This is a genomic window from Devosia sp., from assembly GCF_965229025.1.
In the GTDB taxonomy this organism is placed as follows: Bacteria; Pseudomonadota; Alphaproteobacteria; order Rhizobiales; family Devosiaceae; genus Devosia_A.
The window spans coordinates 1,603,280-1,630,242 of record NZ_OZ245853.1 but is presented as its reverse complement, the minus strand read 5'-3'; the positions used below and the strand labels follow the sequence as shown (position 1 = coordinate 1,630,242).

Genomic DNA, 26,963 nt, shown 5'->3' with positions numbered 1-26,963 from the left:
TCAGACCCGGCTCAGCACCATCACGTCGAGCATAGAAACCAGTTGTAGGCACGACGCCACGACCACGAAGCCATGCCACACCGCATTGTGAAAATTCAGCTTTTCCCAAATGTGGAAAATCACCCCCACGCTGTAAGTCAGCCCGCCGCCGATCAGCAGCCACAGCGCCATCGGTGGCAGGTGCATGGCGAGCGCCGGCAGGATCAGCACGCCGCTCCAGCCGATCGCCAGATACAGCGCCAGCGCGCCACGTCCGAATCGGTGCGGCACAGTCAGCTTCAGCGCCACGCCGGTCAGCGCCGCTGTCCAGATCACGACGCCGAGCCCGATATTGAGCGGGGTAGGGCCCAGAAATACCAGGAACGGCGAATAGGTCCCCGCGATCAAGAGGAAGATCGCCGCCTGGTCGAGCCGCGCCAGCGGCCGCTTCCACCGCGAGGTGATCGGGCAGAGATTGAACGCCATCGAGATCGCCAGCACCGCCAGCAATGTCGTAAGGTAGGTGATCAGCGCCACCATTTCCGGCACCGACGCCGTCGGGCCCGCCCAGCGCAATAGCAGCGCGCCAAGCACCAGCGTCGCCGCAATGCCGATGCCATGCACCACGCCATCGGCCACCAGTTCGGCGAGCGTAAACGGCCGTCCCCTGGTCCACCAACTGCGGGCAATCACCATGTCTGCGGGCACGCGGCACACCTTTTCTGTGAACAAGCCGTGACATTCCCGTCATCTGACTGTCACAGTCAAGCGCCACGGCGCCCGACGGCTTGACAGGTAACGCCGTTGTTACAACTGTGCGCCGGAACCCTTTGTAGAGAATGCGTTATGTCCCCGGTCGATCAGTTTGCCGCGCTTGCCGATCCCACCCGGTTGCGCGTCATCGAACTGCTGAGCGCCAAATCCCGCCCGGTGCACGAACTGGCGGCCGCCTTCTCGATCTCCCGCCCCGCCATCTCCCGCCACCTCAAAGTCCTCAAGGAGGCTGACCTGGTGAAGGAAGAAAAGCGTGGCCGCGAGAACGTCTACGCCCTGCAGCGCAGTCGGTTGAAGCCAGCGATGGATTGGCTCGAAAAACACCGCGCCAAACCCGATAAGCCGGAGAAGACGCCAAAGCGGGCTCCCGTCAACGTCGTCCCGGCGGTCGCCAACGCCCCGGCCGTCATTCCGGAAGCGATCGCTCCACTACCGAAGCTGGCGCCAAAGCTCGCCCGCAAGTTAGCGCCTGCGCCAGTTCCTCAGGCTGCGTCCGCCCCGCCGCAGCTCTCGTTCGACCTATAGATCGGGACTCTCACGGCCCCGGCAGGATCTGGTCGATCTTCCCGCTGAGGTAATACCCCACCAGTCCCGCCCACTCGCGCGCCGCCACGCTCGCCACCGCCAGGTTGTCGCTGGCCGATCCCGGCCTGAAGGCCAGCCAAGCGTCGCCCGCCGTGAAATAATCGGTAGGCCACGGCAGCACATCGAATCCGGCGCGCCGGAACAGTCCCATGGCGCGCGGCATATGGAAGGCCGAGGTCACCAGCACCCAGGTCTCGCCCGGTTGCGGTCTGGCCAAGTCTAGAGAAAACGCCGCATTCTCTTCGGTGTTGCGCGATCGGTCGTCGAGCAGCAGCCGGCTCCGGTCAATGCCAAACGCCTCGAAAAAGCGCGCCCCGGCCGCGGCCTCGGTCTCTTTCGTCTCCGACAGGATACCGATCCCGCCCGCGATTAGCAGCTTGGCCTCGGGGTGCCGCAGAGCCAGTCGCAGCGCTTCGACGAATCGATCGCCAAACTGGTTCAGTTCCCAGCCGCGATTGGCACCATTTAGATCGCTATCCATGCCGCCGCCCAGCACGACGATGCCTGCAATCTGCGCCGGCTCCCCCACGATTGGAAACTGTCGCTCCAGCGGCCGGATCGCCAGCGCGCCTACATTGGTCGCGCATACGGCGAACAGCAGTACGATCGCCAATCCCGTGAGCGAGCGCGACAGCCGCCGAAACCGCGAAAAGCTCAACGCAAACCCTGCCACCAGCAGGATCACGATCACCGACAGCGGGCTGAACAGAACCCAGAACAGCTTGGTGAGATAAGGGAACATCGGGCACCACCATGCACAAAAACGATCGCGCCGAACGCGGGGCAGTGCGCCGCAATGGCGACCTCGGGAGGATTCGAACCTCCGACCAACAGCTTAGAAGGCTGCTGCTCTATCCCCTGAGCTACGAGGCCGTGGGCGCGGTGTAGCGCAATCGGCGCGGCTTGTCAGGTCTTGTGCGTCCGAACATCAGTTGATCCGTCGTGTGCTCTCGCGCACCACCAGTTCGGCCTTGAGCACGATGTGCACTGGGGCGTCGGCAAGCGAGTTGCCCTCGATGATGTTGATCAACGCCCGCGTCGCCACCTCGCCGATCTGCTGGCGCGGTTGCCGCATCGTGGTCAAAGGCGGCGTCATGTATGGCGACATGGGGATGTCGTCGAAACCGATGACCGAAATGTCCCGCGGACAGTCTACGCCATTCTGGCGCAGCCGATGGATCAGGCCCAAAGCCATCTCGTCATTGGCTGCGAAAACGGCCGTCGGCAATTTCGGTGCGGTCAAAAAATACTCTGCCGCCGCCTCGGCAGAGGTCACCCGGTAGTCGCCCTGATAGACCCACTCGTCCAGCACCGGCAGCCCGGCCTCCGCCATCGCCGCGAGAAAGCCCAGGTGCCGCTCGTTGCGATTGGCATTCCGCGAGGGGCCGATGATATGCCCGATATCCCGGTGCCCGAATTCAACCAGATGCCGCACAGCGCGCATTGCAGCCAACCGGTTGTCAGTAATCACCGAGTTGATCTTTTCATCCGGGATTTCGTCATAGGCAGCCACCAGGGGCAAGGTGCCTTCGCCGTCGAGCCCGTGCAGCCTGTTCGTCTCAAGAGAGCCGTCGAACAGCAACATCCCGTCCGCCCGGCTGGAAAGTAGGTAGTCGCCAATCCACCGGTTGGGATCGTCAGCAATACTCGTTGCCACCGTCACGCTGTAATTGCTCACCGCCGCCTCGCGGATCACCGCATCCACGATGGTTGAATAAAACGCATTGCCCAGGTCCGGCACCACGAGCAGCAGGGCTCGCGCGGTTCGTTGCCGCAGTGAACGCGCTGCCTGGTTGATCGTGTAGCCGGTCTCCCGAACTGCCTGATGTACCCGGTCGCGTGTGGATTCACTCACCCGGCCAGGGGCGCTCAGCACGCGGCTAACGGTTGCTGCGGATACCCCGGCCTGCCGTGCAACATCCTGAATCGTAGGAGCTTTTCTGGGTGTGATCATCGTCTTGAACCGCCCCCTCACGGTCGCCGACTGCAATGCCTATGCAGACATAGCGCAAGTGAGAACACATCGGTGCAAGAATCTGCAATCGATTACATTGACTATTTTCTGCGGTGGTGTACCAAAGTAGTAGCTGTCGAAGGTGATGGGGCCCCTAGGGGTCTCAGGAGCGACAAGCGAATTTTCGTTCCCGGCGTCGTGCCGGGACGAATATGGGAGGACTACATTATGAAGCTCTTTACGACGGCCGCTTTCGCGGCCGCGATGCTCTGTTCTACGTCTGCTTTTGCGGCTGACGTTGAAGTTGTTCACTGGTGGACGTCAGGCGGCGAGCAGGCTGCCGTGAAAGTGTTCGCCGACGAATTCGACAAGACTGGCGATCACTGGGTTGACGGTGCAATCGCGCTTGGCGAAACCGCTCGCGCCACCATCATGCAGCGCGCTCTAGGCGGCGATCCCCCGGATGCCGCACAGTTCAACCCTGGCCGTCAGTACGAAGACCTGATCGCTGCCGGCCTGCTGCTCGACCTCACGCCGCTGGCCGAGAAGGAAGGCTGGGACAACTTCATCCGTCCCGACCAGATCAAGGCGCCGTGCAAGATCGACGGCAAGTGGTGGTGCGTCCCCGTCAACATCCACATGCAGAACTGGGCCTGGGCTTCGGTCGCTGCCTTCAAGAAGGCCAGCCTCGATGTTCCCTCGACCTGGGACGAATATCTTGCTGACCTGCCCAAGCTGAAGGACGCTGGCGTCATCCCCTTCGCCGTTGGTGGTGATGGTGGTGGCTGGCAGATCTCGCTGCTCGCGAACCAGCTCATTCTTGCTCAGCTGGGTGCCGAGACCGTCGAGAAGATCTGGAAAGACAAGGACGTCGCTCTGGCCGGTGGCCCGGAAGTCCTGAAGGCCTTCCAGACCCTCAAGACCCTCGGCAGCTATGCCGACTCCGGTTCGCCGAACCGTTCTTGGGCTGATACCGCTGCTCTCGTCATCAAGGGCGACGCGGCACTGCAGGTCATGGGTGACTGGGCTCAGGGCGAGTTCCAGGTTGCTGGTCAGAAGCCGGGCGTCGATTACGCATGCTTGCTCGGGCCTCTGGTTCCCGATGCAAAGTATGTTCGCACCGGTGGCGACATCTTCGTGTTCTTCAAGCAGAAGGACGCTGAAGTCGAACGCGCGCAGCTCTCGCTCGCTTCGCTGATGGTCAACCCCCGCACCCAGGCGCTGTTCAACAACGCCAAGGGCTCGGCTCCCGTGCGTGACGACGTCGATATGTCGCTCGCCAATGACTGCATGAAGAAGGCCATCGGCGTTCTGAAGCAGCCTGGTTCGGTTGTCCCCGACGCCAACCAGTGGCGTAACGAAGCGTTCACCACTGCCCAGAACGCTATCTTCTCCGACCTGATCTACAACGCTGCCACCACTCCGGAAGCAGCGCAGGCCCAGTTCGTCGATCTGATCAAGAACGCCGACTGATAAGTGAAGCGGTAGCCCGGGCAACCGGGCTACCGTTTTCCGCCGTTTCGGCGCTTAATACCTTTCCGAACAGATTAGGGGTGATATCGCGTGACGAGCGTTTTGACGCACGACGAGCGGTCGGAGGCCGCTAGGGTCAAGTCGCGGGCCATGTTCCGCCGTTTCCTGGGGCGCTGGCCGTCCGTAATTGGCACTTTGCCCATGGCAGCCGTGGCCATCGGGGTTTTCGTCATCGGCATCGCGTTCACCGTGGTGCTTTCTTTCACCAACTCCAAACTGTTCCCCACGTTCAATTTCGTCGGCTGGATGCAGTATGACCGTCTCTGGTCCACCCCGCGCTGGGTCGAGTCCGTCAAGCACATCTGGTTCTACGGCTTCGGCCTCATCGGAATCAGCATGGTGCTGGGCTTCCTGCTCGCGGTCGCCATGGATCAGCGCATCCGGGGCGAGGACACGTTCCGCACTATCTTCCTCTATCCCTTCGCGCTCTCGGCGGTGATCACCGGCCTGGTCTGGAATCTCATGCTGGATCCGATCTGGGGCCTGCAGGCTGCCGTGCGCAGCTGGGGCTTCCCCGATTTCACCTTCGCGCCGCTCGCCGATGGCAACACGGCGCTGATCGGCATGGTCATCGCCGCAGTCTGGAACGGCGTCGGCGTCACCATGGCAATCCTGCTCGCAGGCCTCCGCGGCGTCGATGACGAAATCTGGAAGGCGGCCCGCGTCGATGGCATTCCCGCCTGGCGCACCTACGTGTCGATTGTCATCCCGATGATGCGCGGCTCAATCGCCACCGCCCTGGTGCTTCTCACCGTCGGTGCCGTCCGCACCTTCGATATCGTCATCGCTATGACCGGCGGCGGTCCCGGCATCGCCACGCAGATGCCCGCCACCTACGTCATCGATAGCATCAACGCCCGCAACGTCGGGCACGGCATGGCGGCTGCGGTCTGCATGCTGCTCCCAATCCTCACCCTTATCTTGCTGCAGGTCGGCCTGCGTGCCGCCGCCAAGCGCAAGGGAGCCAACGTATGACCTCTCTCGCAAGCACCGTCGCGGTAGTTCCTCGCGGCCCAAAACCCCGCCATGTCACCGCCGGTCGCATCGGCATCTATGCCTTCCTTATCATCGCGGCGATCTTCTTTTTGATCCCGCTCGGGGTCATGCTGATGACCTCCATGAAATCGATGAACGAGATCCGCGGTGGCAACATTTTCGCCCTGCCGACGGAGCCGACCTTCGATTACTGGGTCAAGGCCTGGAGCAGCGCCTGCACCGGCCGTGATTGCTTCGGCCTCGCGCCAGGTTTTTTCAACTCGGTCAAGATCACCGTCATCTCTGTGCCGATCTCGATCATCGTCGCCATGCTCAGCGGCTACTCGCTGAGCTTCTGGAAGTATCGCGGCTCGGAAGTGTTCTTCACCATCCTGCTGTTCGGCGCGTTCGTGCCGTACCAGGTGCTGGTCTACCCGATCATTTTCGGGCTGAGCCGCGTCGGCCTGTTCGGCACCCTGCCGGGCATCGTCATCGTCCACACCATCTTCGGCCTCCCGATCCTGACGCTGCTGTTCCGCAATTTCTTCGGCTCCCTGCCGATCGAACTGTTCAAGGCAGCACGTGTCGATGGGGCAGGGTTCTGGCGCATTTTCATATCGATCATGCTGCCCATGTCCGTGCCGATCACCATCGTCGCGGTCATCCTGCAGGTCACCGGCATCTGGAACGACTTCATCTTCGGTCTGGTCTTTGCTGGCCATGACAATCTGCCGATGACCGTCCAGCTCAACAACATCGTGCGCACCTCGACCGGAACGGTCGAATACAGCACCAACATGGCAGCGACGGTTCTTACCGGCGCGGTGCCGCTCATTGTGTATTTCGTGTCCGGCAAGTGGTTCGTACGCGGCATCGCAGCGGGCGCGGTTAAGGGGTAATCATGACCTACAGCGTAGAAATCAAGGACCTGTCCGTTGCATACGGATCGGTCAAGGTACTCGAGAGCCTCAACATCCAGATCGAGGAGGGCGAGTTCGTCGTCCTGCTCGGGCCATCGGGTTGCGGCAAGTCCACCCTCTTGAGCTGCATCGCCGGCCTGCTCGACGTCACCGACGGCCAGATCTTCATCTCAGGCCGCAACGTCACCTGGGATGAGCCCAAGGACCGCGGCATCGGTATGGTGTTCCAGTCCTACGCGCTCTATCCGCAGATGACGGTCGAACGGAACCTCAGCTTCGGCCTCCGCGTCGCCGGCATGCCAAAGGATCAGATCGAAGCCCGCGTGAAGCGCGCCTCGGAAATCCTGCAGATCGAACCGCTCTTGAAGCGCAAGCCGGTGGAGCTCTCCGGCGGCCAGCGCCAGCGCGTCGCCATCGGCCGCGCCCTGGTGCGGGACGTCGACGTGTTCCTGTTCGATGAGCCGCTTTCCAACCTTGACGCCAAGCTCCGCTCCGATCTCCGCGTCGAGATCAAGCGCCTCCATGCGCGGCTCAAGAACACCATGATCTACGTGACCCACGATCAGATCGAGGCCATGACCCTCGCCGATCGCATCGCCATCATGAAGAACGGCGTGATCCAGCAGCTGGCCGATCCGCACACCATCTATAACAAGCCGGTCAACCTGTTCGTCGCCGGCTTCATCGGCTCCCCCTCGATGAACTTCATCAAGGGCAAGCTCGACGGCACCACGCTCAGCGTCGATGGCGAAGCCAACATCCCGCTTGCCAACTATCCGTTCGTGGCCCAGGCCAATGGCGATGTCGTCCTGGGCGTCCGCCCCGAGCATATCGTGCTCGGCGACGAGGCGCGCAACATGCCGGTTCAGATCGAGAGCGAAATCGAAATCGTCGAACCGATGGGATCGGACACCATCGCCTGGACCAAGATCGCCAGCCAGTCGCTGACCTTCCGCGCCGCCGCCGAAGTGCAGCTGTCGCCCGGCCAGAAGGTGCTGATCGGCTTCGATCCGGGCCGCGGTTCGGTCTTCAACGCCGCCAGCGGCGAACGCATGTAGCATCCTCCGGCATTTGCCGGGGACCCGGATCATTTCAGTGTTTCAACCAAACCGTGAAATGATCTAGTCACTACTGCCGATCGCAACGCCCCGCCTCGGTGCAAAATGCCGGGGCGGGCTGTGGTCGTACTCTTGAGGCAGGTTTTCATGGATTTTTCCTTCCAGCTCTACAGCGCACGCAACTTCCCGCCGCTCGATGGCGTCCTCGCTCGCATTGCCAAACTCGGCTACCGGCAGGTGGAAGGCTTCGGCGGTCTATACGCCGAGGCCGATAGCCTCGCGGCGAGCCTCAAGCAGCACGGGCTCACCATGCCCACCGGCCATTTTGGCCTCACCCAGCTCAAGGACACCGACGCGGCGCTGAAGACTGCCGAAACGCTCGGCATGAAGTTCCTCTACTGCCCGGCGATCCCCAAGGAAGACCGCGTTCAGGACGAGGCCAAGTGGATCGAACTCGGTGAAACCCTTGCCAAACTCGGTGAGGCCTTCCGCAAGCGCGGCTTCGGCTTTGGCTGGCACAACCACGATTTCGAGTTCAGCCCGCTCTCCAACGGCAAGCTGCCCATGGACGTGCTGCTGGAGACCGCCGGCAACAACGAGTGGGAAATGGACGTCGCCTGGGTGGTGAAGGGCGGCCAGGATCCCATCGCCTGGATCAAGAAATACGGCCCGCGCATCAACGCCGTGCACGTCAAGGACCTCGCCCCGGCCGGCCAGAACCTCAATGAGGATGGCTGGGCCGATGTCGGTCACGGTACCCTCGACTGGCAGGCGCTGTCTACCGCCATAAAAACGCACACCAATGCCCGCTATTGGGTGATGGAACATGACAACCCGGCCGACATCGACCGCTTCGCCAGCCGCTCGCTGGCAGCGGTTCAGGCCTGGAAGTAACCCGGCCTCGACCAATCAGCCGCGAATTTACTCGGAGGAGTTTTCATATGGATATCGGTTTCCAGCTTTACAGCGCCCGCAATTACTCGCTGGCGGATGTACTGAAGAAAGTGGCCGCGCTTGGCTACACGCAGGTCGAAGGCTATGGCGCGCTCTACGCCAACCCCGACCCGGCGGCGCTGAAGGCTCTGCTCGACCAGAATGGCCTCACCATGCCGACCGCCCACATCTCGCTGGGCGATCTTGAGGATACGAAGAAGACCCTGAAGCTTGCCGAAACCCTCGGCATCAAGGTCGTCGTCTGCCCCTGGCTCGCCCCCGAGCAGCGCCCGACGTCTGCTGAAGGCTGGACGTCGTTTGGCGAAAAGCTGCAGAAGATCGGTAAGCCCTTCCAGGATGCCGGCCTTGGCTTCGGTTATCACAACCACGATTTCGAGTTCGTCAGCTACAACGGCCGCTACGGCATGGACTACCTGCTTGAGGCGGCTCCGGCTGTCGATTGCGAAGCCGACGTCGCCTGGATCGTCCGCGGCAACGCCGATCCGGCCAAGTGGCTTGAGGCCAATGGCCAGCGCATCATCGCCATCCATGTGAAGGACCTCGCCCCTGCAGGGACCGCCGAGGACGAAGGTGGCTGGGCCGATGCCGGTCATGGCACTGTGCCGTGGAAGGCGCTCTGGCCGATCATCCGCACCAAGACCCGCGCCGGCTACTTCATCGCCGAGCACGACAATCCCAACGACATCGATCGCTTCGCGTCACGCGCGATCGCCACCATCAAAGCCCTCGGAGCCTAAGCTAAAATGGCAAAAACCTATGGCGTCGGCATCATGGGTGCCGGCAATATCTCTGCCGCCTATCTTCGCCTCGCCCCGCTGTTCAAGAACCTCGAAGTCCGCGCCGTCGCGGACATCGTCCCGGCCGCCGCTGAAAAGCGCGCCGCCGAGTTCAACGTCCGGGCCCAGACGCCGGACGAACTGCTGAAGAACTCCGAGCTCGATGTCATCGTCAACCTGACGATCCCGGCGACCCACTACCAGGTCACCACCGATATCCTGTCGGCCGGCAAGCACGCGTATTCGGAAAAGCCGTTCGTCCTCAGCGTCGAAGAGGGCAAGGCCATCAAGAAGCAGGCCGATGAGCGCAAGCTCAAAGTCGGCTCCGCTCCTGATACCTTCCTCGGCGGCGCGCACCAACAGGCCCGCTCGATCATCGATTCCGGCAAGATCGGCCGCATCGCGTCGGGCACCATGCACATCATGAGCCGCGGCATGGAGCACTGGCACCCCAACCCGGATTTCTTCTTCCAGGTCGGCGGCGGCCCCATCCTCGATATGGGCCCGTACTACATCACTGACCTGATCAGCCTCATCGGCCCGATAAAGCGCGTCACCGCCTTCACCGGCATGGCCCGCACTGAGCGTGAAGTCACCGCCGAAGGCCCGTTCAAAGGCACCAAGGTCAAGGTCGGCACGCCCACCACCATCCACGCCGTATTGGAATTCCACAACGGCGCCATCGTCACCCTCGGCGCCAGCTGGGACGTGTCGAGCCATGGCCACCACAATATCGAGCTCTACGGTACAGAAGGCTCGCTCTATGTGCCTGACCCCAACTTCTTCAACGGCGACCTGGTCACCACCAATCGCGCCGGCGACAAGGAAAAGGTCACCCCGTGGGATCATCCGCTGGGCGTCGCCAACCAGGATCTCGACAAGCCCAACCCGCGCGCCAATTACCGCAATGCGGGCCTCGCGGACATGATGGACTCGATCGAAACCGGCAAGAAGGCCCGTTGCGACATCGATGTGGCGCTTCACGCCATCGACGTCATGACCTCGATCCTCAAGGCGGGCGAGACCGGACAGGTGATCACGCTCTCCACCACCTGCGACCGCCCCGCCGCCCTCGGCCCCGACGAAGCCCGCGCCCTGCTGAAGTAAGCGGAAGCATCGCAACGAACTTGAAGGCCCGGGCCAAACCCGGGCCTTTTGCTTTCGCAGGGGAGGGGGCACACCTCTGGCACCGCACGTCACCCCTGCGAAAGCAGGGACCCAACTCGCCGCTTGCGCCCGGGATACTTCGGTCCCTGCTTACGCAGGGATGACATCGAGTTTGCGTTCGCTGTCAGTGACTTGGCACCACTTATCCCCGCCTTCTCCACCCGGTGTATAGTTCCCTCACTCCCTGCATGGACGCGGTCGCGACGAACGGACGGTGGGGAGATCAGGGGCCAGGGAAGTCGTTTCCTGGCGGGCTGAAGGTTTTGGCAACCGACCGACAAGTCAGGATCCGTCTTGGTAACAAGTCGTGATGAGTGCTTGCCAGTACGCTCCCCGAAGCTGGAGGTCTCACCAAGACCCTGATGGTTCCGGCGTGGCGACGGCCATACAAATTGCGGACTACCCGCGTCGGCAATCGCCACGCCGGAACCCGTCCACCACCAAATCCCGAGGGCGCGAGCCAGTCGGGCACCTTTGCACATCTTCTGCTTCCCACCCCTCCAATGCCTTGACAGTTCAGGGCCAAGCGGCAAGGTAAGCCTCTGACATGTCAGCGGCCAACCAGCATCACAGCAGCAAGAGTTTTGCGAGAGATGCCACTGGGCAGGTCGACTGAGGTACGTGCACAATCAGCCGCCTGAGACGGCTAAAGGGAGGACTTTTCATGCGCACCATCAAGGGACCGGCGATCTTCCTCGCCCAGTTTGCGGGCGACAAAGCACCGTTCGATACCCTCGACAACATCTGCAAGTGGGCCGCCGACCTCGGCTACAAGGGCGTCCAGATCCCGACCTGGGTCTCCCATTTCGTCGATGTCGAAAAGGCAGCCAAGTCAAAGACCTACGCTGATGAAGTGAAGGGCACCGTCAACAGCCACGGCCTCGAGATCACCGAGCTCGCCAGCCACATCATTGGCCAGTTGGTCGCCGTGCATCCGGCATACGACACGCTGTCCGACGGCTTTGCCATCCCCGCCGTGCGCGGCAATCCCAAGGCCCGGCAGGAGTGGGCGGTGCAGCACGTCATGCACTGCGCGGCCGCTTCCAAGAACCTCGGCCTCAAGGCCCATGCCACCTTCTCCGGCGCGCTCGCCTGGCCCTTTCTCTACCCGTTCCCGCAGCGCCCGGCAGGCCTTGTCGAAGAAGCCTTCGATGAGCTTGCCCGCCGCTGGACGCCGATCCTCAACGAGTTCGACAAGCAGGGCATCGATGTCTGCTATGAGATCCATCCGTCGGAAGATCTGCACGATGGCGTCACCTACGAGATGTTCCTCGAACGCGTGAAGAACCACCCGCGCGCCAACCTTCTCTACGATCCGAGCCACTTCGTTCTGCAGCAGCTCGACTACCTGCAGTACATCGATTTCTACCACGACCGCATCCGCATGTTCCACGTCAAGGACGCCGAGTTCAATCCGACCGGCAAGCAGGGCGTCTACGGCGGCTTCCAGTCCTGGGTGAACCGGGCAGGGCGCTTCCGCTCGCCCGGCGATGGCCAGGTCGATTTCGCCGGCATCTTCTCAAAGCTCAGCGCCTACGGCTTTGACGGCTGGGCCGTGCTCGAATGGGAATGCGCCATCAAGTCCGCGGAGCAGGGGGCAGCTGAGGGTGCGCCCTTCATCCAGAGCCACATCATCAACGTCACCGAGAAGGCCTTTGACGACTTCGCGTCGTCGGGCACCGATACTGCGGCCAACCGCAAGATTCTTGGGCTCTGAGCAGGCGAGAGGAGAACTAAAATGGCAGAAAATGGCGCACCGCGCATTCGTCTGGGCATGGTCGGCGGCGGCACCGGCGCCTTCATCGGCTACGTGCACCGCATCGCCGCCCGCATCGATGGCGACTACGACCTCGTCGCGGGAGCATTGTCCTCCAACGCGGCGACCGCTCTCGAGTCCGGCAAGAACCTCGGCCTCGCTGAGGACCGCATCTACACCTCCTATGAGGAAATGGCGGCCAAGGAATCCGCCCGCAAGGACGGCATCCAGGCGGTCTCGATCGTCACGCCAAACCACGTCCATTTCGGTCCGGCCAAGGCCTTCCTCGAAGCCGGCATCCACGTCATCTGCGACAAGCCGCTGACTTCGACCATCGAAGATGCCCGTGCGCTCGCCGCGATCAAGCCCAAAAAGGGCGCGAAGTTCCTCCTCACCCACAACTATACCGGCTATCCGCTGATCCGTCAGGCCCGTGAACTGGTGGCGTCCGGCGCACTCGGCAAGATCCGCGTCGTCCAGGCCGAATATGCGCAGGACTGGCTGACTAATGCCGCCGATCCTGGCAACAAGCAGGCCTCATGGCGCACCGATCCGAAACGCTCCGGCGCCGGCGGCGCCATCGGCGATATCGGCACCCACGCCTATAACCTCCTACGCTTCGTCACCGGCCTGAAGACCGAGGCGGTGAGCGCGGACCTTCAGAGCTTCGTCAAGGGCCGCAAGGTCGACGACAACGTCCACATCCTGCTCCGCTTCCAGGGCGGCGCCCGTGGCATGCTCTGGGCCAGCCAGGTCGCGGTCGGCAAAGAAAACGGCCTGCAGCTACGTGTCTATGGCGACAAGGCCGGGCTCGAGTGGAGCCAGGAGAACCCGAACTACATGTGGTTCACCGAATTCGGCAAGCCGCGCCAGTTGCTGACCCGCGGCGGCGCCATCTCCGCTCCGCCCGCCGCCTCGATGAACGTCCGTATCCCGGGCGGCCATCCGGAGGGCTATCTCGAAGCCTTCGCCACGCTCTACAGCCAGTTCGCCCAGGTCATCCGCGGCGAGGGCAAAGCCGTGGCCGGCCTGCTGCCGAGCCTCGCCGATGGCGTTGAAGGCATCGAGTTCATCATGGCCTCCGTCGCCTCCTCGAAGAACGACGGCAAGTGGACCAAGTTCAGCGAGGTCTGACCGGCTCCGGCGCCCGCGGATCCAGCCGCGGCGGCTGCGGTTCAGAGACCGGGTAATCCACCCGCTCCACCTTATACCCACGCGCCGCAAGGAGCGTGGGTACCCCGACCGGCCCGACAAGATGCCCGGCCCCAACGACGATCAGCGCCTCGTCATTGTCGGCGAGAATTTTCTCGATCTGCCCCACCCAGCGGCTGTTGCGCTCGGTGAGCAGCCGGCTGTAGCGCGGGCTGTCCACCCCACCCAGCCCGTCATCAAGAATGGCCTGCAGGGCGACGACGTCCCCCGCCAGCCATGCGCTGGTCAACTGCTCGATCTGGTCGCCGGCCCCAGCCCCCACTTGGCTGACCGACTCCATCAGGTTGTCGATCTGCTCGTCGAGCGGAAGCCCGGAGAAAATCTTCATCTGCTCGTCCATGTTCTCGAACCCGCGTTTCCGCTCCGCCTCAACCTCGGCATCCAGAACCAATTCCACCCCGGCCTTCATGCCAGAGATTGAACCGCCGCTCAGCATGATCTCCGCCATCCAGGGCTGCATCCGCTCGAACGTCGCCGCCGGCGTGCCGGCACCCTCGACCGCAGCCTTGAAGATTTCGGTACGCTCCGGTCCCAGCAGATCCCACAGCGTACTGCCGTCGCGAATCCGCCCGTCGAGGAGCATCAGCTGGGCGATCGTCGAATAGGCCTGGATGTCGAGCACGAGCTCGAAATAAACGTGGTCCGCCTGCGCCAGCACATCATCGAACTGCGGCGTGCGCCAATCGACCTGATGGGAGAAAACGTGGATGGAGCCGAAGAGGTAAACCTCGCTGTCCGCGTCGGAAACCTTCCACATCGCGGGAGCAGCCAGTGCCGGAACAGCAAGCTGCAGCGCAAGGATCGAGGCGAGCGTCAGGCGGCGAAGCATGTTCACCGCCATCGCCTTAGTGCGTCCAGGGCGTCTTGCGATCCGACCGGAAATTGTCCGAATAGTTCGACCGCTTCGGCGTCGACTGGTGCGCCGGCTGCACGATATAAGCGAGCCCGTTCTTCTGGGCGTAGGCCTCGGCTTCTTCCAGCGTCTCGAATGTCAGGCGCACTTGTGCCCGCGTATCCGAACTCGAGGTATAACCCATCAGGGGTTCAATCTCGCGAGGAGTTGCCGGCTCATGGACCAGTACCCAATCCTTGGATTTACCGCGGCCGGACTGCATCGCGTTCGGTGCAGGGCGGAAGATACGTGCCGTCATGAGTGCCTCGTCGGAGCGTGTGCGCAAAAGCTATGAGACTTTTGCCAAGCGATCACGCGAAAAATCAACCGCAGCGCAAACCCCACCGCAAAAACGGGCGAGGGGGTGCACATGGTCGGGGCAGAGTGATTCGAACACTCGACCCCCGGTTCCCAAAACCGGTGCTCTACCAGACTGAGCTATACCCCGAACGTGCGGTACTCCGTTATCGACACTTGGCTCAAAGCGCAAGGCTGCTGGAGAGCGAACGCGGCGCTGTTGACGGATCGCTGCAAATCCACCCAAAACAAGCCCATGCTCGACCTGACCAAGCCCTGGCCCTTCGGCCTCAACCGCCGCACAGCATTTCCCGCGCTCGCAGCCGTCATTTTGCTGCTCTTTGCGCTCTGGTGGGTGGATGCGCCGCTCTCGCGACTCGCCCAGGCCTTGCCGGCGCCCGTCATCCGGTTTTTCGAGTGGCTCACCGATTTCGGCGAGTCGGGCTGGATTCTTTACCCGTCCCTGACGTTCTGGCTGGTCTGCACGCTGCTGGCACGCGTTGGCAACAAGTGGACCGCCCGTCTCGCCCTCAAGCAGATGGCCGCCACCTTTGGCTTCATCCTGCTTGGCGTCGGACTGCCGGGACTCGTCAGCAACCTTCTCAAGAGCCTGATCGGGCGTGCACGTCCGCAACTGATGGACACGGTGGGCACCTTTGCGTTCCAGCCGATTATCAACAGCGCCAAGTACGAGAGCTTTCCCTCGGGTCATTCCACTACGGCGATGGCCTTCTGCCTCGTGGTGAGCTTCCTGTCGCCGCGGACCTTCCCGGTAATGCTGGTCTTCTCAGTCGGGATCGTGCTGTCCCGAGTCATCGTCGGTGCACATTACCCGACCGATGCCCTGTCCGGCGCCATTCTGGGCACGCTCGGCGCCTACTGGATACGCAACCTCTTCGCCAAACGCCGCTGGGCGTTCAAGCGCGCAGCCGACGGCCACATCCGCCCCAGGCCTTTGAGTGCGGTCACAAGGCTGGTGCGCGGCCGTCGGCAGGCTTCCCGCTAAACCGCGAGATACCGGGCGAGGCCGCCCGCCAGGTCCGCCTTCAGGTCTGCCGGGTCCTCAAGACCCACATGCACACGGAACATGTTGCCCTCTGCGGTCCACGGCACGGCCGTACGGGTGCGCTCCGGCTTGATCGGCAGGAACAGGCTTTCGTAGCCGCCCCACGAATAGCCCATGCCAAACAACGTCAGGCCATTGACCATCGCTTCGATCGCTGTGCGTGGCGCTGCCTTGAGCCGCACCGCGAACAGGCTGCCCGAGCCAGTGAAGTCACGCTTCCACATCGTATGATCAGGATGGCTCGGAAGGGCAGGGTGGTACACCTCCAGCACGCCCGCTTGCCCCTGCAGCCAGGTCGCGAGGTCCAGTGCCCTGACCTGATGCTCCTTCATGCGAATCGCAAGTGTGCGCATCCCACGTACCGCGAGGAACGAGTCATCGGGCGATACCGTCACTCCAAGCAGCCGCTGCGTCTGCTGCAATTTTGGCCAATAGGCCTCGTTTGCCGAAGCGGTACCCAGCATCGTGTCAGAGTGACCGACGAACATCTTCGTCCCGGCATGGATGACGATGTCGGCGCCAAGGGCCAACGGCTGATGATAGAGCGGCGTCGCCCAGGAATTGTCGACCAGCACAGCAATGCCGCGCGGTTTCGCTACTGCGGCAATCGCCGGCAGGTCCTGCACCTCGAAAGTCAGCGAACCCGGGCTTTCCACAAAAATCGCCCTGGTCTTTTCACTGATCAGATCGGCAATACCTGCGCCGATCCGTGGATCGTAAAAGCGCGTCGAGATGCCCCAGCGCGACAGCGCATCGCGCGCAAAATTGCGAGTTGGGTCGTATGCGGTGTCGGTTATCAGCACCTCGTCACCAGCCGAAAGGACCGAAAGCAACGCAGTGGTCACGGCAGACAATCCCGACGGGCCGAGAACTGTTCCGGCGGCGCCCTCAAGTTCGCTCACGAGGTCTGCAAGACCTTTGGACGTCGGGCTGTCATTGCGTCCGTAGCGGTAGGGAGCAGTGTAGTCTTCAAGCGCATCGAGGTCCTGAAACAGGATGGTCGAGCCGCGAAAAACTGGAGTATTCACATAGCCCAGATGATTTTGACTATTTCTTCCGGAGTGGGTCAGAAGGGTTTCCGGCGAGGCGGAAGCCCCGCTGCGCCCTGTGTTTTTCAGCATTTGATGTCCTGCTTAAAATCCAGTCAGAGGGCGAAGCTGATCAAAAAACAGTCAGGTTTGCTGCCCCAATTCGGCCATAACGCTTGACGCAAGCGGTAATTGCCGCTTCGATGCATACCAGCATCACTCCCGCAATCAAAGGCGGAGGTGCCGCCGGGCAGGGCTACGACCCTATGTTCGGCAAAAAAATCGGGTCAGGAAACAAAGGCACAAACAATGGCAAAGAAACTTCTCGGGCTTGTTGCGATGGCTGCATTCGCTCTTACAGCGACCAGCGCATTCGCCGACAAGCTCGCTGACGTGCAGGCACGCGGCTTTCTGCAGTGCGGCGTAACCGAAGGTGTCGCCGGCTTCTCGCAGCCGGACGCCAATAATGAATGGTCGGGCATCGACGTCGATTTCTGCCGCGCCGTCGCGTCGGCAATCTTCAACGACCCCAAGGCAGTGCGCTTCACGCCCACCACCTCGACCAACCGTTGGCAGACTCTGACATCGGGCGAAGTCGACGTTCTGGCACGTACCAGCACTTGGACGATGAGCCGTGACACCGATCTCGGCGTCAAATTCGTCGGCACCATCTTCTATGATGGCCAGGGCTTCCTCGTGAAGAAGGCGGCCGGTATCAAGTCCGCCCTCGAACTCTCGGGCGCCTCCCTCTGCATCGAGCAGGGCACCACCACCGAGCTCAACGCAGCTGACTACTTCGCTGCCAACAAGCTCGAATACACCCCGGTGACTTTCGTTGGTCAGGACGAAGTCCTGAAGGCCTTCGAAGACGGCCGTTGCGACGCAATGACCTCGGACTCCTCGCAACTCGCCGCCAACCGCAGCGAATTTGCGAACCCGGCCGATTACGACATTCTGCCGGAAATCATCTCCAAGGAGCCGTTGGCTGCTCTCGTCGCCCAGGGTGACGACAAGTGGTTCAACGTCGTTCGCTGGACCTATTTCGCTCTGCTCGACGCTGAAGAACTGGGCGTCACCCAGTCGAACGTCGACGAAATGGTCGGTTCCGACAATCCGGAAATCAAGCGTCTGCTCGGCGTTGAAGGCGACTTCGGCACCCCGATGGGCCTGACCAAGGACTGGGCGCTCCAGATCATCAAGGGCGTTGGTAACTACGGCGAAATGTACGACCGCAACGTTGGTCCGGCGACCCCGATCGGGCTCGCTCGCGGCCTGAACGCCCTCTGGAAGGACGGCGGCATCCAGTACGCTCCGCCGATCCGCTAAAACCCAACCTCAACCCCGGCATCGCAAGATGCCGGGGCTCGATTGCTCCGTTGGCATGGGGGTGCTGGCGGGTAGATGGGCAGGGTTTATCCGGCTTCGGCCGACGGAGTGAACTGAATGGCAATGCAGGACGCGGTGCGGCAGGCACCACCCCGGACCTCGCTTTTCAACGATCCCGCCATACGCGGTATTATCTACCAGGTTGTCGTCATTGCCCTTGTCGTTGGCGGCGGTGCCTGGCTCGTTCTCAACGCCATCCAGAATCTTGCCGCGCAGGGCAAGAACATGGGGTTCGAGTTCCTTACCCGCACGTCGGGCTTCGATATCGGCTTTTCGGTTATCGACTTCGATCGTACCTCGACCTATTGGGAGGTGTTCGTCGTCGGGCTGCTGAACACGCTGCTCGCCTCTTTCATAAGCATCATCCTCGCCACCATTCTCGGCTTCTTCCTCGGTATCGCGCGCCTGTCCAAGAACTGGATCGTCGCCAAGATGGCCATGGTCTACGTCGAGGTCACGCGCAACATTCCGCTGCTGCTGTGGCTGTTCGTGATCTACTTTGCGGTGCTCAAGACGCTGCCACCGGTTAAGACCAGCATGGTCGTGTGGAACGATTTCTATCTCAACCAGCGCGGCATCTTCGTACCGAAGCTGGTGTTCGACGAGCGCTTCGTTTGGGTGCTGGGGTCAGTGCTCGTTGCGATCGTCGCGGCCTTCGGCGTGCGCCAGTGGGCCAAGCAACGACTGTTCGCCACCGGCAAGCGCTTCCCCACGCTGATCGTTGCCATCCTCATCCTGATAGCCATTCCGGCGATTACCTTCCTCGCCTCGGGCTCAGTGATCAATGTCGACCCGCCTGTCCTCTCCGGCTTCAACTTCAAGGGTGGCATCGACATACCACCCGAACTGGCCGCGATGATCGTGGGTCTGACGCTCTACACGGCAACATTCATCGGCGAGATCGTTCGCTCCGGCATCCAAGCAGTCAGCCACGGCCAGACTGAGGCGGCGCAGTCTCTTGGCCTTCGTGACGGTGACCGGTTGCGGCTAGTGGTCTTGCCGCAGGCCATGCGCGTGGTCATCCCGCCGCTGACCAGCGAGTATCTCAGCCTCACCAAGAATTCCTCGCTCGGCGCTGCCATCGGTTACCCCGAACTGGTGAACGTCTTCGCCGGTACCGCGCTCAATCAGACCGGCAAGGCCTTCGAGATCATTGGCATGACCATGCTCGTCTACCTGATCTTCTCGCTCGTCACCTCCGCCTTCATGAACTGGTTCAACGCCCGCGTGGCGTTGGTAGAAAGATAAGGGGCGGCGCCGTGACCGATACAGCTTTCGTCCGCAGTGAACTCGTCCAGCCCATGGGCCCACCCCCCGGTGGCGTGGGCCTGACTGGCTGGCTGAAGAAGAACCTGTTTTCGAGCTTTGGCAGTTCAGTGCTGACCGTGCTCTCAGTGTTGTTCCTCGCCTGGCTCTTGCCCGCGCTGTTTGGCTTCCTGTTTCAACGCGCTGTTTGGGCGGGAACGCCCGATGACTGTCGCGTGGAAAACGTGGGCGCCTGCTGGGCCTTCATTTCGGCGCGCGGCACGTTCCTGATCTATGGGCCTTACCCCACCGACCAGTACTGGCGCGTCAACGTGTTCTTCGCGCTGTCACTGGCCCTGCTGGTGCCGCTGCTTTGGCCCTCAGCGCCGTTCAAGCGCACCAATGCCGCACTGTTTTTCATCGTCTACCCGATCGTCTCCTTCTTCCTTTTGCACGGCGGTGTTTTCGGGCTCAGCGAGATCGCGACCGATCAGTGGGGCGGCCTGCTGATTACCTTCTTGCTGTCGGTGGTGGGGATCACCGGGTCGTTCCCCATCGGTGTGCTTCTCGCTCTCGGTCGACGGTCCAAGCTCCCGATCGTCAAGGCGTTCTGCATCCTTTTCATCGAGCTCTGGCGGGCAGTGCCCTTGATTACCGTGCTCTTCATGGCCTCGGTGATGCTGCCGCTGTTCATGCCCGAGGGCACTAACGTCGACCGCCTGCTGCGTGCCATGATTGGTCTCACACTGTTCTACAGTGCCTATATGGCCGAGGTGATCCGTGGTGGCCTCCAGGCGCTGCCACGCGGTCAATATGAAGCTGCTTCTGCCCTTGGCCTCAGTTACTGGAAATCGATGACCTTCATCATCATGCCGCAGGCGCTCACTCTGGTGATCCCCGGTATCGTGGGCAACTTCATCTCGCTGCTCAAGGACACGTCGCTGGTGGCGATCATCGGCATCTTCGACCTACTGAACGCGGTCAAGGCCATCAACTCCGACGCGGCTTGGGCGACACCGACCAAGGCAGTCACCAGCTACGTCTTCGCCGCGCTACTATTCTTCGTTCTCTGCTTCGCCATTTCGCGCTATTCGCTTTTCCTCGAAAAGCGCCTGCGCGTCGGCCACAAGAGGTAATCCCGTGCACGACTCCGTTGCCCCCGATCATCAGATCGACCGCTCCCACATGCAGGTCTCCAAGACCGATGTGGCGGTTGAAATCATCAACATGAACAAGTGGTACGCTGACTTTCACGTGCTGCGTGACATTAACCTGAAGGTGATGCGTGGCGAGCGTATCGTCATCGCCGGTCCTTCAGGGTCGGGCAAGTCGACGCTGATCCGCTGCATCAACCGCCTTGAGGAGCACCAGAAGGGGCAGTTGATCGTCAACGGTACAGAACTCACCTCCGACCTCAAGCGGGTGGATGAGGTCCGCCGTGAAGTCGGCATGGTGTTCCAGCACTTCAACCTGTTCCCGCACCTGACGATCCTCCAGAACCTGACGCTCGCGCCGATCTGGGTCCGCGGTATCCCCAAGGCGCAGGCCGAAGATACGGCTATGACTTACCTCAAGCGCGTCAAGATCCCCGAGCAGGCCAACAAGTATCCCGGCCAGCTCTCTGGCGGCCAGCAGCAACGTGTCGCCATTGCGCGTTCGCTCTGCATGAACCCGCAGATCATGCTGTTCGACGAACCGACCTCCGCCCTCGACCCCGAGATGGTCAAGGAAGTGCTGGACGTGATGATCAGCCTCGCCGAAGAAGGCATGACCATGCTTTGCGTCACCCACGAAATGGGCTTTGCTCGGCAGGTTGCCAACCGCGTGATCTTCATGGACCAGGGCCAGATCATCGAGCAGAACGAGCCGGAGCCGTTCTTCTCCAATCCGCAACATGAGCGTACCAAGCTCTTCCTCAGCCAGATCCTGCACTAGCGGCTGCGCGCTTTTCGCGCCTTGACCCTGGGCATCCGCGTCACGATAGTGCCGCGGGGCCAACGGGAGTGAGTGATTTGACTTCGGCTTTTGGTGCCACCCGGACCTTGCTGGGAACTATTGCGGCCGCCTTGTGCCTCCTGCTCCCGACCGTTGCATACGGTCAACAAGCTGCAGTTGCGGGCCGCACGCTGCAGGCGGTGCGCGACCGGGGTCACCTCATCTGCGCTTCGGCCGATCCCTTGCCGGGCTTCGCCCAACCCGGCGCCGACGGCCGCTGGACCGGGTTCGACGTGGATTTCTGCCGCGCCGTCGCCGTCGCCATCTTCGACGATCCCAGCAAGATGGAGTTCGTTGCCCTCACCGGCGACAGCCGCTTTGCGCAATTGCAGACCGGCGACATCGACCTGATCGCCCGCAATGCATCATGGACCATGCGTCGAGACATCGGCTTCGGTGCCAGCTATGTCGCGACGTCGTTCTTCGATGGCCAGGCGATCATGGTGCCGCAATCGCTTGGCTTCGTCTCAGCCTATGAGCTCGACAAAGTCTCGGTTTGCGTCGTCGACGACCCCGAACTTCTAGCAAACCTGCGCGAGTTCTTCTTCACCACGCAGGCGGCTTACACCGAGGTGCTCTATGAGGACCGCGAGGACCTGTCGTATGCCTATCGCTCCGGCATCTGCAACGCGGTATCCGGCCCGGCCAGTTGGCTCAACGCCATGCGTCGCGGGTTCCCCGACCCGGCAACCCACCGCATCCTACCCGAGCGCATTTCGAAGGGCGCCTTTGGCCCGGTTGTCCGCGCCGGTGACGATCAGTGGTTCGACATTGTCCAGTGGACGCTGTTCGCCCTGATCGACGCTGAAGAGGCGGGAGTGACCTCGCTCAACATCGGCTCGCTTGCGGCCGCCAAGACCCACCGTATCCGGCGGCTCCTCGGGCTCGAGGGAGATTTCGGCAGCCCGTTGAGCCTCGATTCGAAATTCATCGCCAACGTCATCAAGGCTGTGGGCAACTATGGAGAGATCTTCGAGCGGAGCTTCGGACCTGAAACCGGTGCTGCGGTGGTCCGTGGCCAGAACGCACTGTGGGTCAATGGCGGCCTGCTCTACGCGCCGCCGGTAGAATAGCCCCGTCAGGCAGCCGGTTCGGGCTCCAGCACGGTACGCCAGTCTATGGACGGCGTTTCCTCAAGCCAGTGCGGAACGGGCAGGTTCTTGGACCTCAGGAACTCGGGATTGTAGAGCTTGCTCTGGTACCGGTTGCCATAGTCGCAAAGGATGGTCACGATGGTCTTGCCCGGCCCGAGGTCGCGGGCCAGCCGCACCGCGCCGGCAATGTTGATCCCCGACGAACCGCCGAGACACAGCCCTTCGTGCTCCAGCAGGTCAAAGACGTAGGGCAGGGCCTCGCTGTCCGAAATCTGGTAGGCCCGGTCGACGACCACGTCCTGGAGGTTGGCCGTGATACGTCCCTGGCCAATCCCCTCGGTGATCGAGCCGCCGGAAGATTTGAGTTCGCCGGTGCTATAGTAGCTGTAGAGCGCTGCGCCCTCTGGGTCTGCAATGCCGATCTGAACATCGCTATTGCGTGCCTTGAGGGCCATGGAGATGCCGCCGAGCGTGCCTCCTGAACCTACAGCGCACACAAAACCATCGACCTTGCCGCCAGTCTGCTCCCAGATTTCCGGGCCTGTCGTTTCAATATGCGCCTGCCGGTTCGCCACATTATCAAACTGGTTGGCCCAGACCGCGCCCTGGGGCAGCTCGCGAGCCAGTTTCTCGGCCAACCGGCCGCTCAGCTTCACGTAGTTGTTCGGATTCTTGTAGGGTTTAGCCGGCACCTGGATCAGCGTCGCGCCCAACAACGTCAGCGCGTCCTTCTTCTCCTGGCTTTGCGTCTCGGGAATGACGATGACGGATTTGTAGCCCAGAGCATTAGCGACCATGCTTAGCCCGATTCCGGTATTCCCCGCCGTTCCCTCGACGATGGTCCCGCCCGGCCGTAGCAGGCCACGTCGTTCTGCGTCCCTGATGATGTAGAGCGCCGCCCGATCCTTGACCGACTGGCCCGGATTAAGAAACTCGGCCTTGCCCCAGATATCGCACCCTGTCGCGTCTGAAACGCGATTGAGCCGGATGAGGGGTGTGTTGCCAATCGCAGAGATTACGTCGAGGTGCTTGGTCATGAGCCAGAACTGGGTGAACTGAATCTGAAAGTAAGACCACCCCTTGGCGATGCCAAGGGATAAGTCCCGGAATGGTAAGGCGTTTCGATGTAGCACCCAGTCTTGGAAGATGGCCGCGTTGCGGTGCTACAATCGAGCAAAACTACCCAATTGTCCCCTGCCGCGCAGGTTCGGCAACTAGCCGTCCGACCGGAGATTTGCTGGCACGACCCTTATCCAGGCGTCGGGGTAGAAACCTCGCGCATCGACGGGCCAACTGGAAGCGTCCGGCAGACGCGGTATCCCGCCCTCGCAAGCCCAGACGCCATGCGGCGCCACCAGGCGCTTCACCTCCGGGTTGCGCGAGCAGAATTCCTGCATCTGCGCAACAGTCGGCGTCACATCGCAGGCCGGCCATCCAAAAGCGCTACAGGCATACACCGCGCCATCGACGCAACGCCATTTCACCTTGTCGGGCGTCGAGGTCGCCGGCACTTTCAGCGCAGCAGCAATCTCCGGCGTGAAGCTGGGGCCAGTGTACCGGCTATCTACAAAGTCGATGTTCTTGACAGCACTGCAATAGTCATAGGGGTTCGACAACTGCGCAGCTGAAGCCGATAGCGCTGGCTGCAACGTCATCGCGCCGGGCGAAGTGGCAGGGTTGTTCTTTCCAATGTCCTGTGGTGCTGCCGAAGCAACCTCGGTGGTGGTCTTGCTGAAGAGGGGCAGAACTTCCGGATATGCGCGGATCAACAGCGCTCCCACCGCCACCGCCACGATCAGCAAGGCAACCGAGTTGATGATCGACAGCCACATCACATGGCCTGAGTTCGAAGGCTCGATTTCCGGTGCCACCAATCGGCGATCGCGGTCCACGCTCTCAATCTCTGCCACAATTGGTCCCGGCGAGAGCGCCGCTTTGCGCGTCAGGTCAGGTCCGGACTGCGGTCGGGCACCGATCGATGGTTCAAACGCCATACCAGGAGCGGGTTGAGCGCTGCGACGAGTTGAAAATCCCGAGCCGGGCGGTGACAGGTCGTCAAGAGTCAGAGGAATTTCTCGCAGCGGCGTTCCTCTGCTGGGAGTGGAGCGCACCATGTGCGGTGCCAGCTTCAGCGCGGCCTCCCGCGCCGCTACGTTGTCACTTTCCTCCGCTTCCCACTCCACAGTCGACTTCTGGTCAGCCCGCCGTGCTACTCTGCGGCGGCGTATTGCGAGTTCACCGCCGATAAACGCCAGCACTGCTCCAAGCAGCGCCAATCCAGCAGGCGCCAGGAGTTCGTATCGCAGCAGTTCGGCGTCGCCGACGCCGATTGCAATCCATGCGAAACCGGCAATCGTCAGCAGCAGCGTCCCTAGCCCGGGGATCACCAGTGTCAGCAGCCCGCCAAGGACAGCCGCTATCGGGACCGCGAACCAGATCGCCGTGCCAATCGATGATGGTAGCCGGGTGGTGCTCCAGAACTTAAGAAACGGAGAGAGGAGGTCGATGCCCAGGCCGTAAGGCGCGAGCAGTACAAACAGCCCGGCGATCAAACCGCAGAGCACGGCGGCAATTCTCACAGCGCAACTCCGTCGTCAGCCCAATTCTGAAAGCGGCAGGCCGCGATTTCCAAGTTTGCACATAGCACGTCAATAGCGGTGAGCGGCAGTCTTGGAATTCGGCACTGCAGGACAATTTTGCTGCAGCAACGGTGAGTGTCGTGGGATCAGAGCTGTTTGAGCGCCTCGAGTGCCCGCTCGCGAGACATTTTCAGATCGACGATCGGTGCGGGGTAGTTCGCTTCAAGGTCTACGCCCGCTGCGCGGAGTACCGCCGGCGGGGCTTCGAACGGCTCGTGCAGCCACTCGTTGGGAAGCAGCGCCAATTCTGGGACCCATCGGCGGACGTACCGACCATCCGCGTCAAACCGCTCACCCTGGGTGACGGGATTGAAAATGCGGAAGAACGGTGAAGCATCGAGGCCTGAACCAGCCACCCATTGCCAGTTGCCAGGGTTGCTCGCCGGGTCGGCATCAACCAGCGTATCCCAGAACCACTGCTCGCCAAGGCGCCAGTCAAGCAGCAGGTTCTTGCAAACCAGCGACGCCACCAGCATCCGCACCCGGTTATGCATCGTGCCCGTTGCCCACAACTCCCGCATCCCCGCATCAACGATGGGGAACCCCGTTCGCCCCTGTTTCCAGGCAGCAAGGGCTGCATCGTCTTCTCGCCAGGAAAGCCGGGAGAACCGCTCCTGCATCGGCACATTGGCTATGTCCGTGCGATGGAAATACTGCGTGTAGTTGAAATCGCGCCAAGCCAGTTCAGACAGGAACTTGTCCACGGCCGCTGCAGCCTCGGGCCGCGAGTGGGCCACTGACTGCGCGCTGTGCCAGATCTGGCGCGGGCTAATCTCTCCGAACGCCAGGTGAGGCGATAGCTGCGATGTGACGCTGTGGGTCGGAAAATCCCGCTGGTCGGCATACCCAGCGAGTTGGTGTTCAAGAAAGCTATGCAGTCGGGCCAGCGCAGCCCGCTCCCCCGGCTGCCAATGCTCGTCAAATTTGGTGGCCCAGGTTGGCGTTCTGTAGCCGGTATCGACGGCATCTGGGCTGATCGGAGGCGCAGCGCTCGGCGCTGACCTTGGTGCCGCAATGTTTCGGGTGCGCAGCGTCTTCCAGAATGGGGTGAACACGGAATAGGGGCCACCGGAACCGGTCGCTATGTCGAAGGGCTCGACGAGGACACTACCGGGAAAGCTCTCGACCGCTATTCCCTCGCTCCGCCCACGCAGCTTGATTGCCGCGTCGATTTCGCGCTCTGCGGGGCCGTATCGCCGGTTCCAGAACAGTGCGTCGGCCCCATGCGCCCGTAAGGTCTCGAACGCGATCTCTTCGCTCTCGCCTTCCGCAGTAACGAGCCTGACACCAATGTCGGCCAGATCGACAGCGAGCGCGCGAAGGCTCCGGTTCAGCCACCAGCGGGAGGCACTACCTCGGCGGCGCAAGGTTTCGTCGGTGGCTTCGACATGTAGCGCTACCACCCTCCCGTGTGCCAGACCGGCCACAAGTGCCGGGTTGTCAGCGATCCGGAGGTCATTTCGCAGCCAAACGAGTGCAGTTGAAGCCATGGAATGCTTTTTCCTTTTCGCGCCGTCTGGGGCGCTCTCATTCTGGTCCGAACGAGCCGCGCACAAGCACCGCCTTTTGATGGGGTCATACGCGAAAATCAGGGGAATGGTTCAGCTTTTGCAATGCTCTGATGACCTTGCCGGGGGCCAACCAAGCGCGTATCTGACAGCAAACACACAGGGTACCG

The 26,963-nt window shown here is 61.9% G+C and carries 25 protein-coding genes and 2 tRNA genes; 16 read left to right on the top strand and 11 right to left on the bottom strand.

Annotation, left to right across the window (positions count from 1 at the left end; all coding sequences use genetic code 11):
* Window positions 1–687, bottom strand: a complete 687-nt coding sequence (trhA, locus tag ACO06J_RS08105; protein ID WP_421760193.1) for a PAQR family membrane homeostasis protein TrhA — start codon at window positions 685–687, stop codon at window positions 1–3.
* Window positions 688–825: 138 nt separating this feature from the next.
* On the opposite strand from trhA, the gene ACO06J_RS08100 reads away from it, so the two are divergent.
* Window positions 826–1,278 (top strand): metalloregulator ArsR/SmtB family transcription factor, encoded by a 453-nt coding sequence (locus ACO06J_RS08100; protein WP_421760192.1) that lies wholly within the window; start codon window positions 826–828, stop codon window positions 1,276–1,278.
* Between the two features lie 10 nt (window positions 1,279–1,288).
* Here ACO06J_RS08100 and ACO06J_RS08095 read toward each other — a convergent pair whose 3' ends face one another.
* From ACO06J_RS08095 to ACO06J_RS08085, 3 genes are all read right to left on the bottom strand, one after another.
* Window positions 1,289–2,080: an ElyC/SanA/YdcF family protein gene (locus ACO06J_RS08095; protein WP_421760191.1), complete on the bottom strand. Its 792-nt coding sequence runs from the start codon at window positions 2,078–2,080 to the stop codon at window positions 1,289–1,291.
* A 55-nt stretch (window positions 2,081–2,135) separates the two neighbouring features.
* Window positions 2,136–2,211 (bottom strand) — tRNA-Arg (locus ACO06J_RS08090).
* Window positions 2,212–2,266: 55 nt separating this feature from the next.
* Window positions 2,267–3,328, bottom strand: a complete 1,062-nt coding sequence (locus ACO06J_RS08085; RefSeq protein WP_421760190.1) for a LacI family DNA-binding transcriptional regulator — start codon at window positions 3,326–3,328, stop codon at window positions 2,267–2,269.
* 192 nt (window positions 3,329–3,520) lie between these two features.
* Between ACO06J_RS08085 and ACO06J_RS08080 the strand changes: the two genes are divergently transcribed.
* From ACO06J_RS08080 to ACO06J_RS08040, 9 genes are all read left to right on the top strand, one after another.
* Window positions 3,521–4,765, top strand: coding sequence for an ABC transporter substrate-binding protein (locus ACO06J_RS08080; RefSeq protein ID WP_421760189.1), 1,245 nt, complete (start codon window positions 3,521–3,523; stop codon window positions 4,763–4,765).
* A gap of 90 nt (window positions 4,766–4,855) precedes the next feature.
* Window positions 4,856–5,800, top strand: coding sequence for a carbohydrate ABC transporter permease (locus ACO06J_RS08075; protein WP_421760188.1), 945 nt, complete (start codon window positions 4,856–4,858; stop codon window positions 5,798–5,800).
* Window positions 5,797–6,699: a carbohydrate ABC transporter permease gene (locus ACO06J_RS08070; RefSeq protein ID WP_421760187.1), complete on the top strand. Its 903-nt coding sequence runs from the start codon at window positions 5,797–5,799 to the stop codon at window positions 6,697–6,699. The genes ACO06J_RS08075 and ACO06J_RS08070 overlap by 4 nt, the downstream gene beginning before the upstream one ends.
* Before the next feature lie 2 nt (window positions 6,700–6,701).
* Window positions 6,702–7,778 (top strand): ABC transporter ATP-binding protein, encoded by a 1,077-nt coding sequence (locus ACO06J_RS08065; protein WP_421760186.1) that lies wholly within the window; start codon window positions 6,702–6,704, stop codon window positions 7,776–7,778.
* Window positions 7,779–7,925: 147 nt separating this feature from the next.
* A complete protein-coding gene (locus tag ACO06J_RS08060; protein WP_421760185.1) occupies window positions 7,926–8,672 on the top strand; it encodes a sugar phosphate isomerase/epimerase family protein in 747 nt (248 codons plus the stop codon).
* A 47-nt stretch (window positions 8,673–8,719) separates the two neighbouring features.
* Window positions 8,720–9,469: a sugar phosphate isomerase/epimerase family protein gene (locus ACO06J_RS08055; protein WP_421760184.1), complete on the top strand. Its 750-nt coding sequence runs from the start codon at window positions 8,720–8,722 to the stop codon at window positions 9,467–9,469.
* 6 nt (window positions 9,470–9,475) lie between these two features.
* Entirely contained in the window at window positions 9,476–10,615 is a 1,140-nt protein-coding gene (locus tag ACO06J_RS08050; RefSeq protein WP_421760183.1) for a Gfo/Idh/MocA family protein, read from the top strand.
* A gap of 724 nt (window positions 10,616–11,339) precedes the next feature.
* Window positions 11,340–12,392: a sugar phosphate isomerase/epimerase family protein gene (locus tag ACO06J_RS08045; protein ID WP_421760182.1), complete on the top strand. Its 1,053-nt coding sequence runs from the start codon at window positions 11,340–11,342 to the stop codon at window positions 12,390–12,392.
* A gap of 21 nt (window positions 12,393–12,413) precedes the next feature.
* A complete protein-coding gene (locus tag ACO06J_RS08040) occupies window positions 12,414–13,565 on the top strand; it encodes a Gfo/Idh/MocA family protein (protein ID WP_421760181.1) in 1,152 nt (383 codons plus the stop codon).
* On the opposite strand, the gene ACO06J_RS08035 is transcribed toward ACO06J_RS08040, so the two are convergent.
* The 3 genes from ACO06J_RS08035 to ACO06J_RS08025 form a co-directional block, all read right to left on the bottom strand.
* A complete protein-coding gene (locus tag ACO06J_RS08035) occupies window positions 13,552–14,472 on the bottom strand; it encodes a TraB/GumN family protein (RefSeq protein ID WP_421762470.1) in 921 nt (306 codons plus the stop codon). The genes ACO06J_RS08040 and ACO06J_RS08035 overlap by 14 nt on opposite strands.
* Window positions 14,473–14,488: 16 nt before the next feature.
* Window positions 14,489–14,794 carry an ETC complex I subunit gene (locus ACO06J_RS08030; RefSeq protein WP_421760180.1) on the bottom strand — a complete coding sequence of 102 codons (306 nt, stop codon included), beginning with the start codon at window positions 14,792–14,794 and terminating at the stop codon, window positions 14,489–14,491.
* A 112-nt stretch (window positions 14,795–14,906) separates the two neighbouring features.
* Window positions 14,907–14,983, bottom strand: a tRNA-Pro gene (locus ACO06J_RS08025).
* A 105-nt stretch (window positions 14,984–15,088) separates the two neighbouring features.
* Between ACO06J_RS08025 and ACO06J_RS08020 the strand changes: the two genes are divergently transcribed.
* Entirely contained in the window at window positions 15,089–15,838 is a 750-nt protein-coding gene (locus tag ACO06J_RS08020) for a phosphatase PAP2 family protein (RefSeq protein WP_421760179.1), read from the top strand.
* Here ACO06J_RS08020 and metC read toward each other — a convergent pair.
* A complete protein-coding gene (gene metC, locus ACO06J_RS08015; protein ID WP_421760178.1) occupies window positions 15,835–17,019 on the bottom strand; it encodes a cystathionine beta-lyase in 1,185 nt (394 codons plus the stop codon). The genes ACO06J_RS08020 and metC overlap by 4 nt on opposite strands.
* A gap of 216 nt (window positions 17,020–17,235) precedes the next feature.
* Between metC and ACO06J_RS08010 the strand changes: the two genes are divergently transcribed.
* The 5 genes from ACO06J_RS08010 (at window position 17,236) to ACO06J_RS07990 (ending at window position 22,625) form a co-directional block, all read left to right on the top strand.
* Complete coding sequence (locus tag ACO06J_RS08010; RefSeq protein ID WP_421760177.1) at window positions 17,236–18,252, top strand: amino acid ABC transporter substrate-binding protein; 1,017 nt, start codon at window positions 17,236–17,238, stop codon at window positions 18,250–18,252.
* 117 nt (window positions 18,253–18,369) lie between these two features.
* Window positions 18,370–19,560, top strand: a complete 1,191-nt coding sequence (locus ACO06J_RS08005) for an amino acid ABC transporter permease (protein ID WP_421760176.1) — start codon at window positions 18,370–18,372, stop codon at window positions 19,558–19,560.
* A gap of 53 nt (window positions 19,561–19,613) precedes the next feature.
* Window positions 19,614–20,693 (top strand): amino acid ABC transporter permease, encoded by a 1,080-nt coding sequence (locus ACO06J_RS08000; protein ID WP_421762469.1) that lies wholly within the window; start codon window positions 19,614–19,616, stop codon window positions 20,691–20,693.
* A gap of 49 nt (window positions 20,694–20,742) precedes the next feature.
* A complete protein-coding gene (locus tag ACO06J_RS07995; protein ID WP_421762468.1) occupies window positions 20,743–21,492 on the top strand; it encodes an amino acid ABC transporter ATP-binding protein in 750 nt (249 codons plus the stop codon).
* Window positions 21,493–21,560: 68 nt separating this feature from the next.
* Window positions 21,561–22,625: a transporter substrate-binding domain-containing protein gene (locus tag ACO06J_RS07990; RefSeq protein ID WP_421760175.1), complete on the top strand. Its 1,065-nt coding sequence runs from the start codon at window positions 21,561–21,563 to the stop codon at window positions 22,623–22,625.
* A gap of 5 nt (window positions 22,626–22,630) precedes the next feature.
* On the opposite strand, the gene ACO06J_RS07985 is transcribed toward ACO06J_RS07990, so the two are convergent.
* The 3 genes from ACO06J_RS07985 to ACO06J_RS07975 all read right to left on the bottom strand — a co-directional run bounded on the left by ACO06J_RS07985 (window position 22,631) and on the right by ACO06J_RS07975 (window position 26,775).
* A complete protein-coding gene (locus ACO06J_RS07985) occupies window positions 22,631–23,683 on the bottom strand; it encodes a cysteine synthase A (RefSeq protein WP_421760174.1) in 1,053 nt (350 codons plus the stop codon).
* Window positions 23,684–23,860: 177 nt separating this feature from the next.
* Window positions 23,861–25,198 carry a hypothetical protein gene (locus tag ACO06J_RS07980; protein WP_421760173.1) on the bottom strand — a complete coding sequence of 446 codons (1,338 nt, stop codon included), beginning with the start codon at window positions 25,196–25,198 and terminating at the stop codon, window positions 23,861–23,863.
* Window positions 25,199–25,371: 173 nt separating this feature from the next.
* Window positions 25,372–26,775, bottom strand: a complete 1,404-nt coding sequence (locus tag ACO06J_RS07975) for a cryptochrome/photolyase family protein (RefSeq protein ID WP_421760172.1) — start codon at window positions 26,773–26,775, stop codon at window positions 25,372–25,374.
* Window positions 26,776–26,963: the final 188 nt, after the last annotated feature.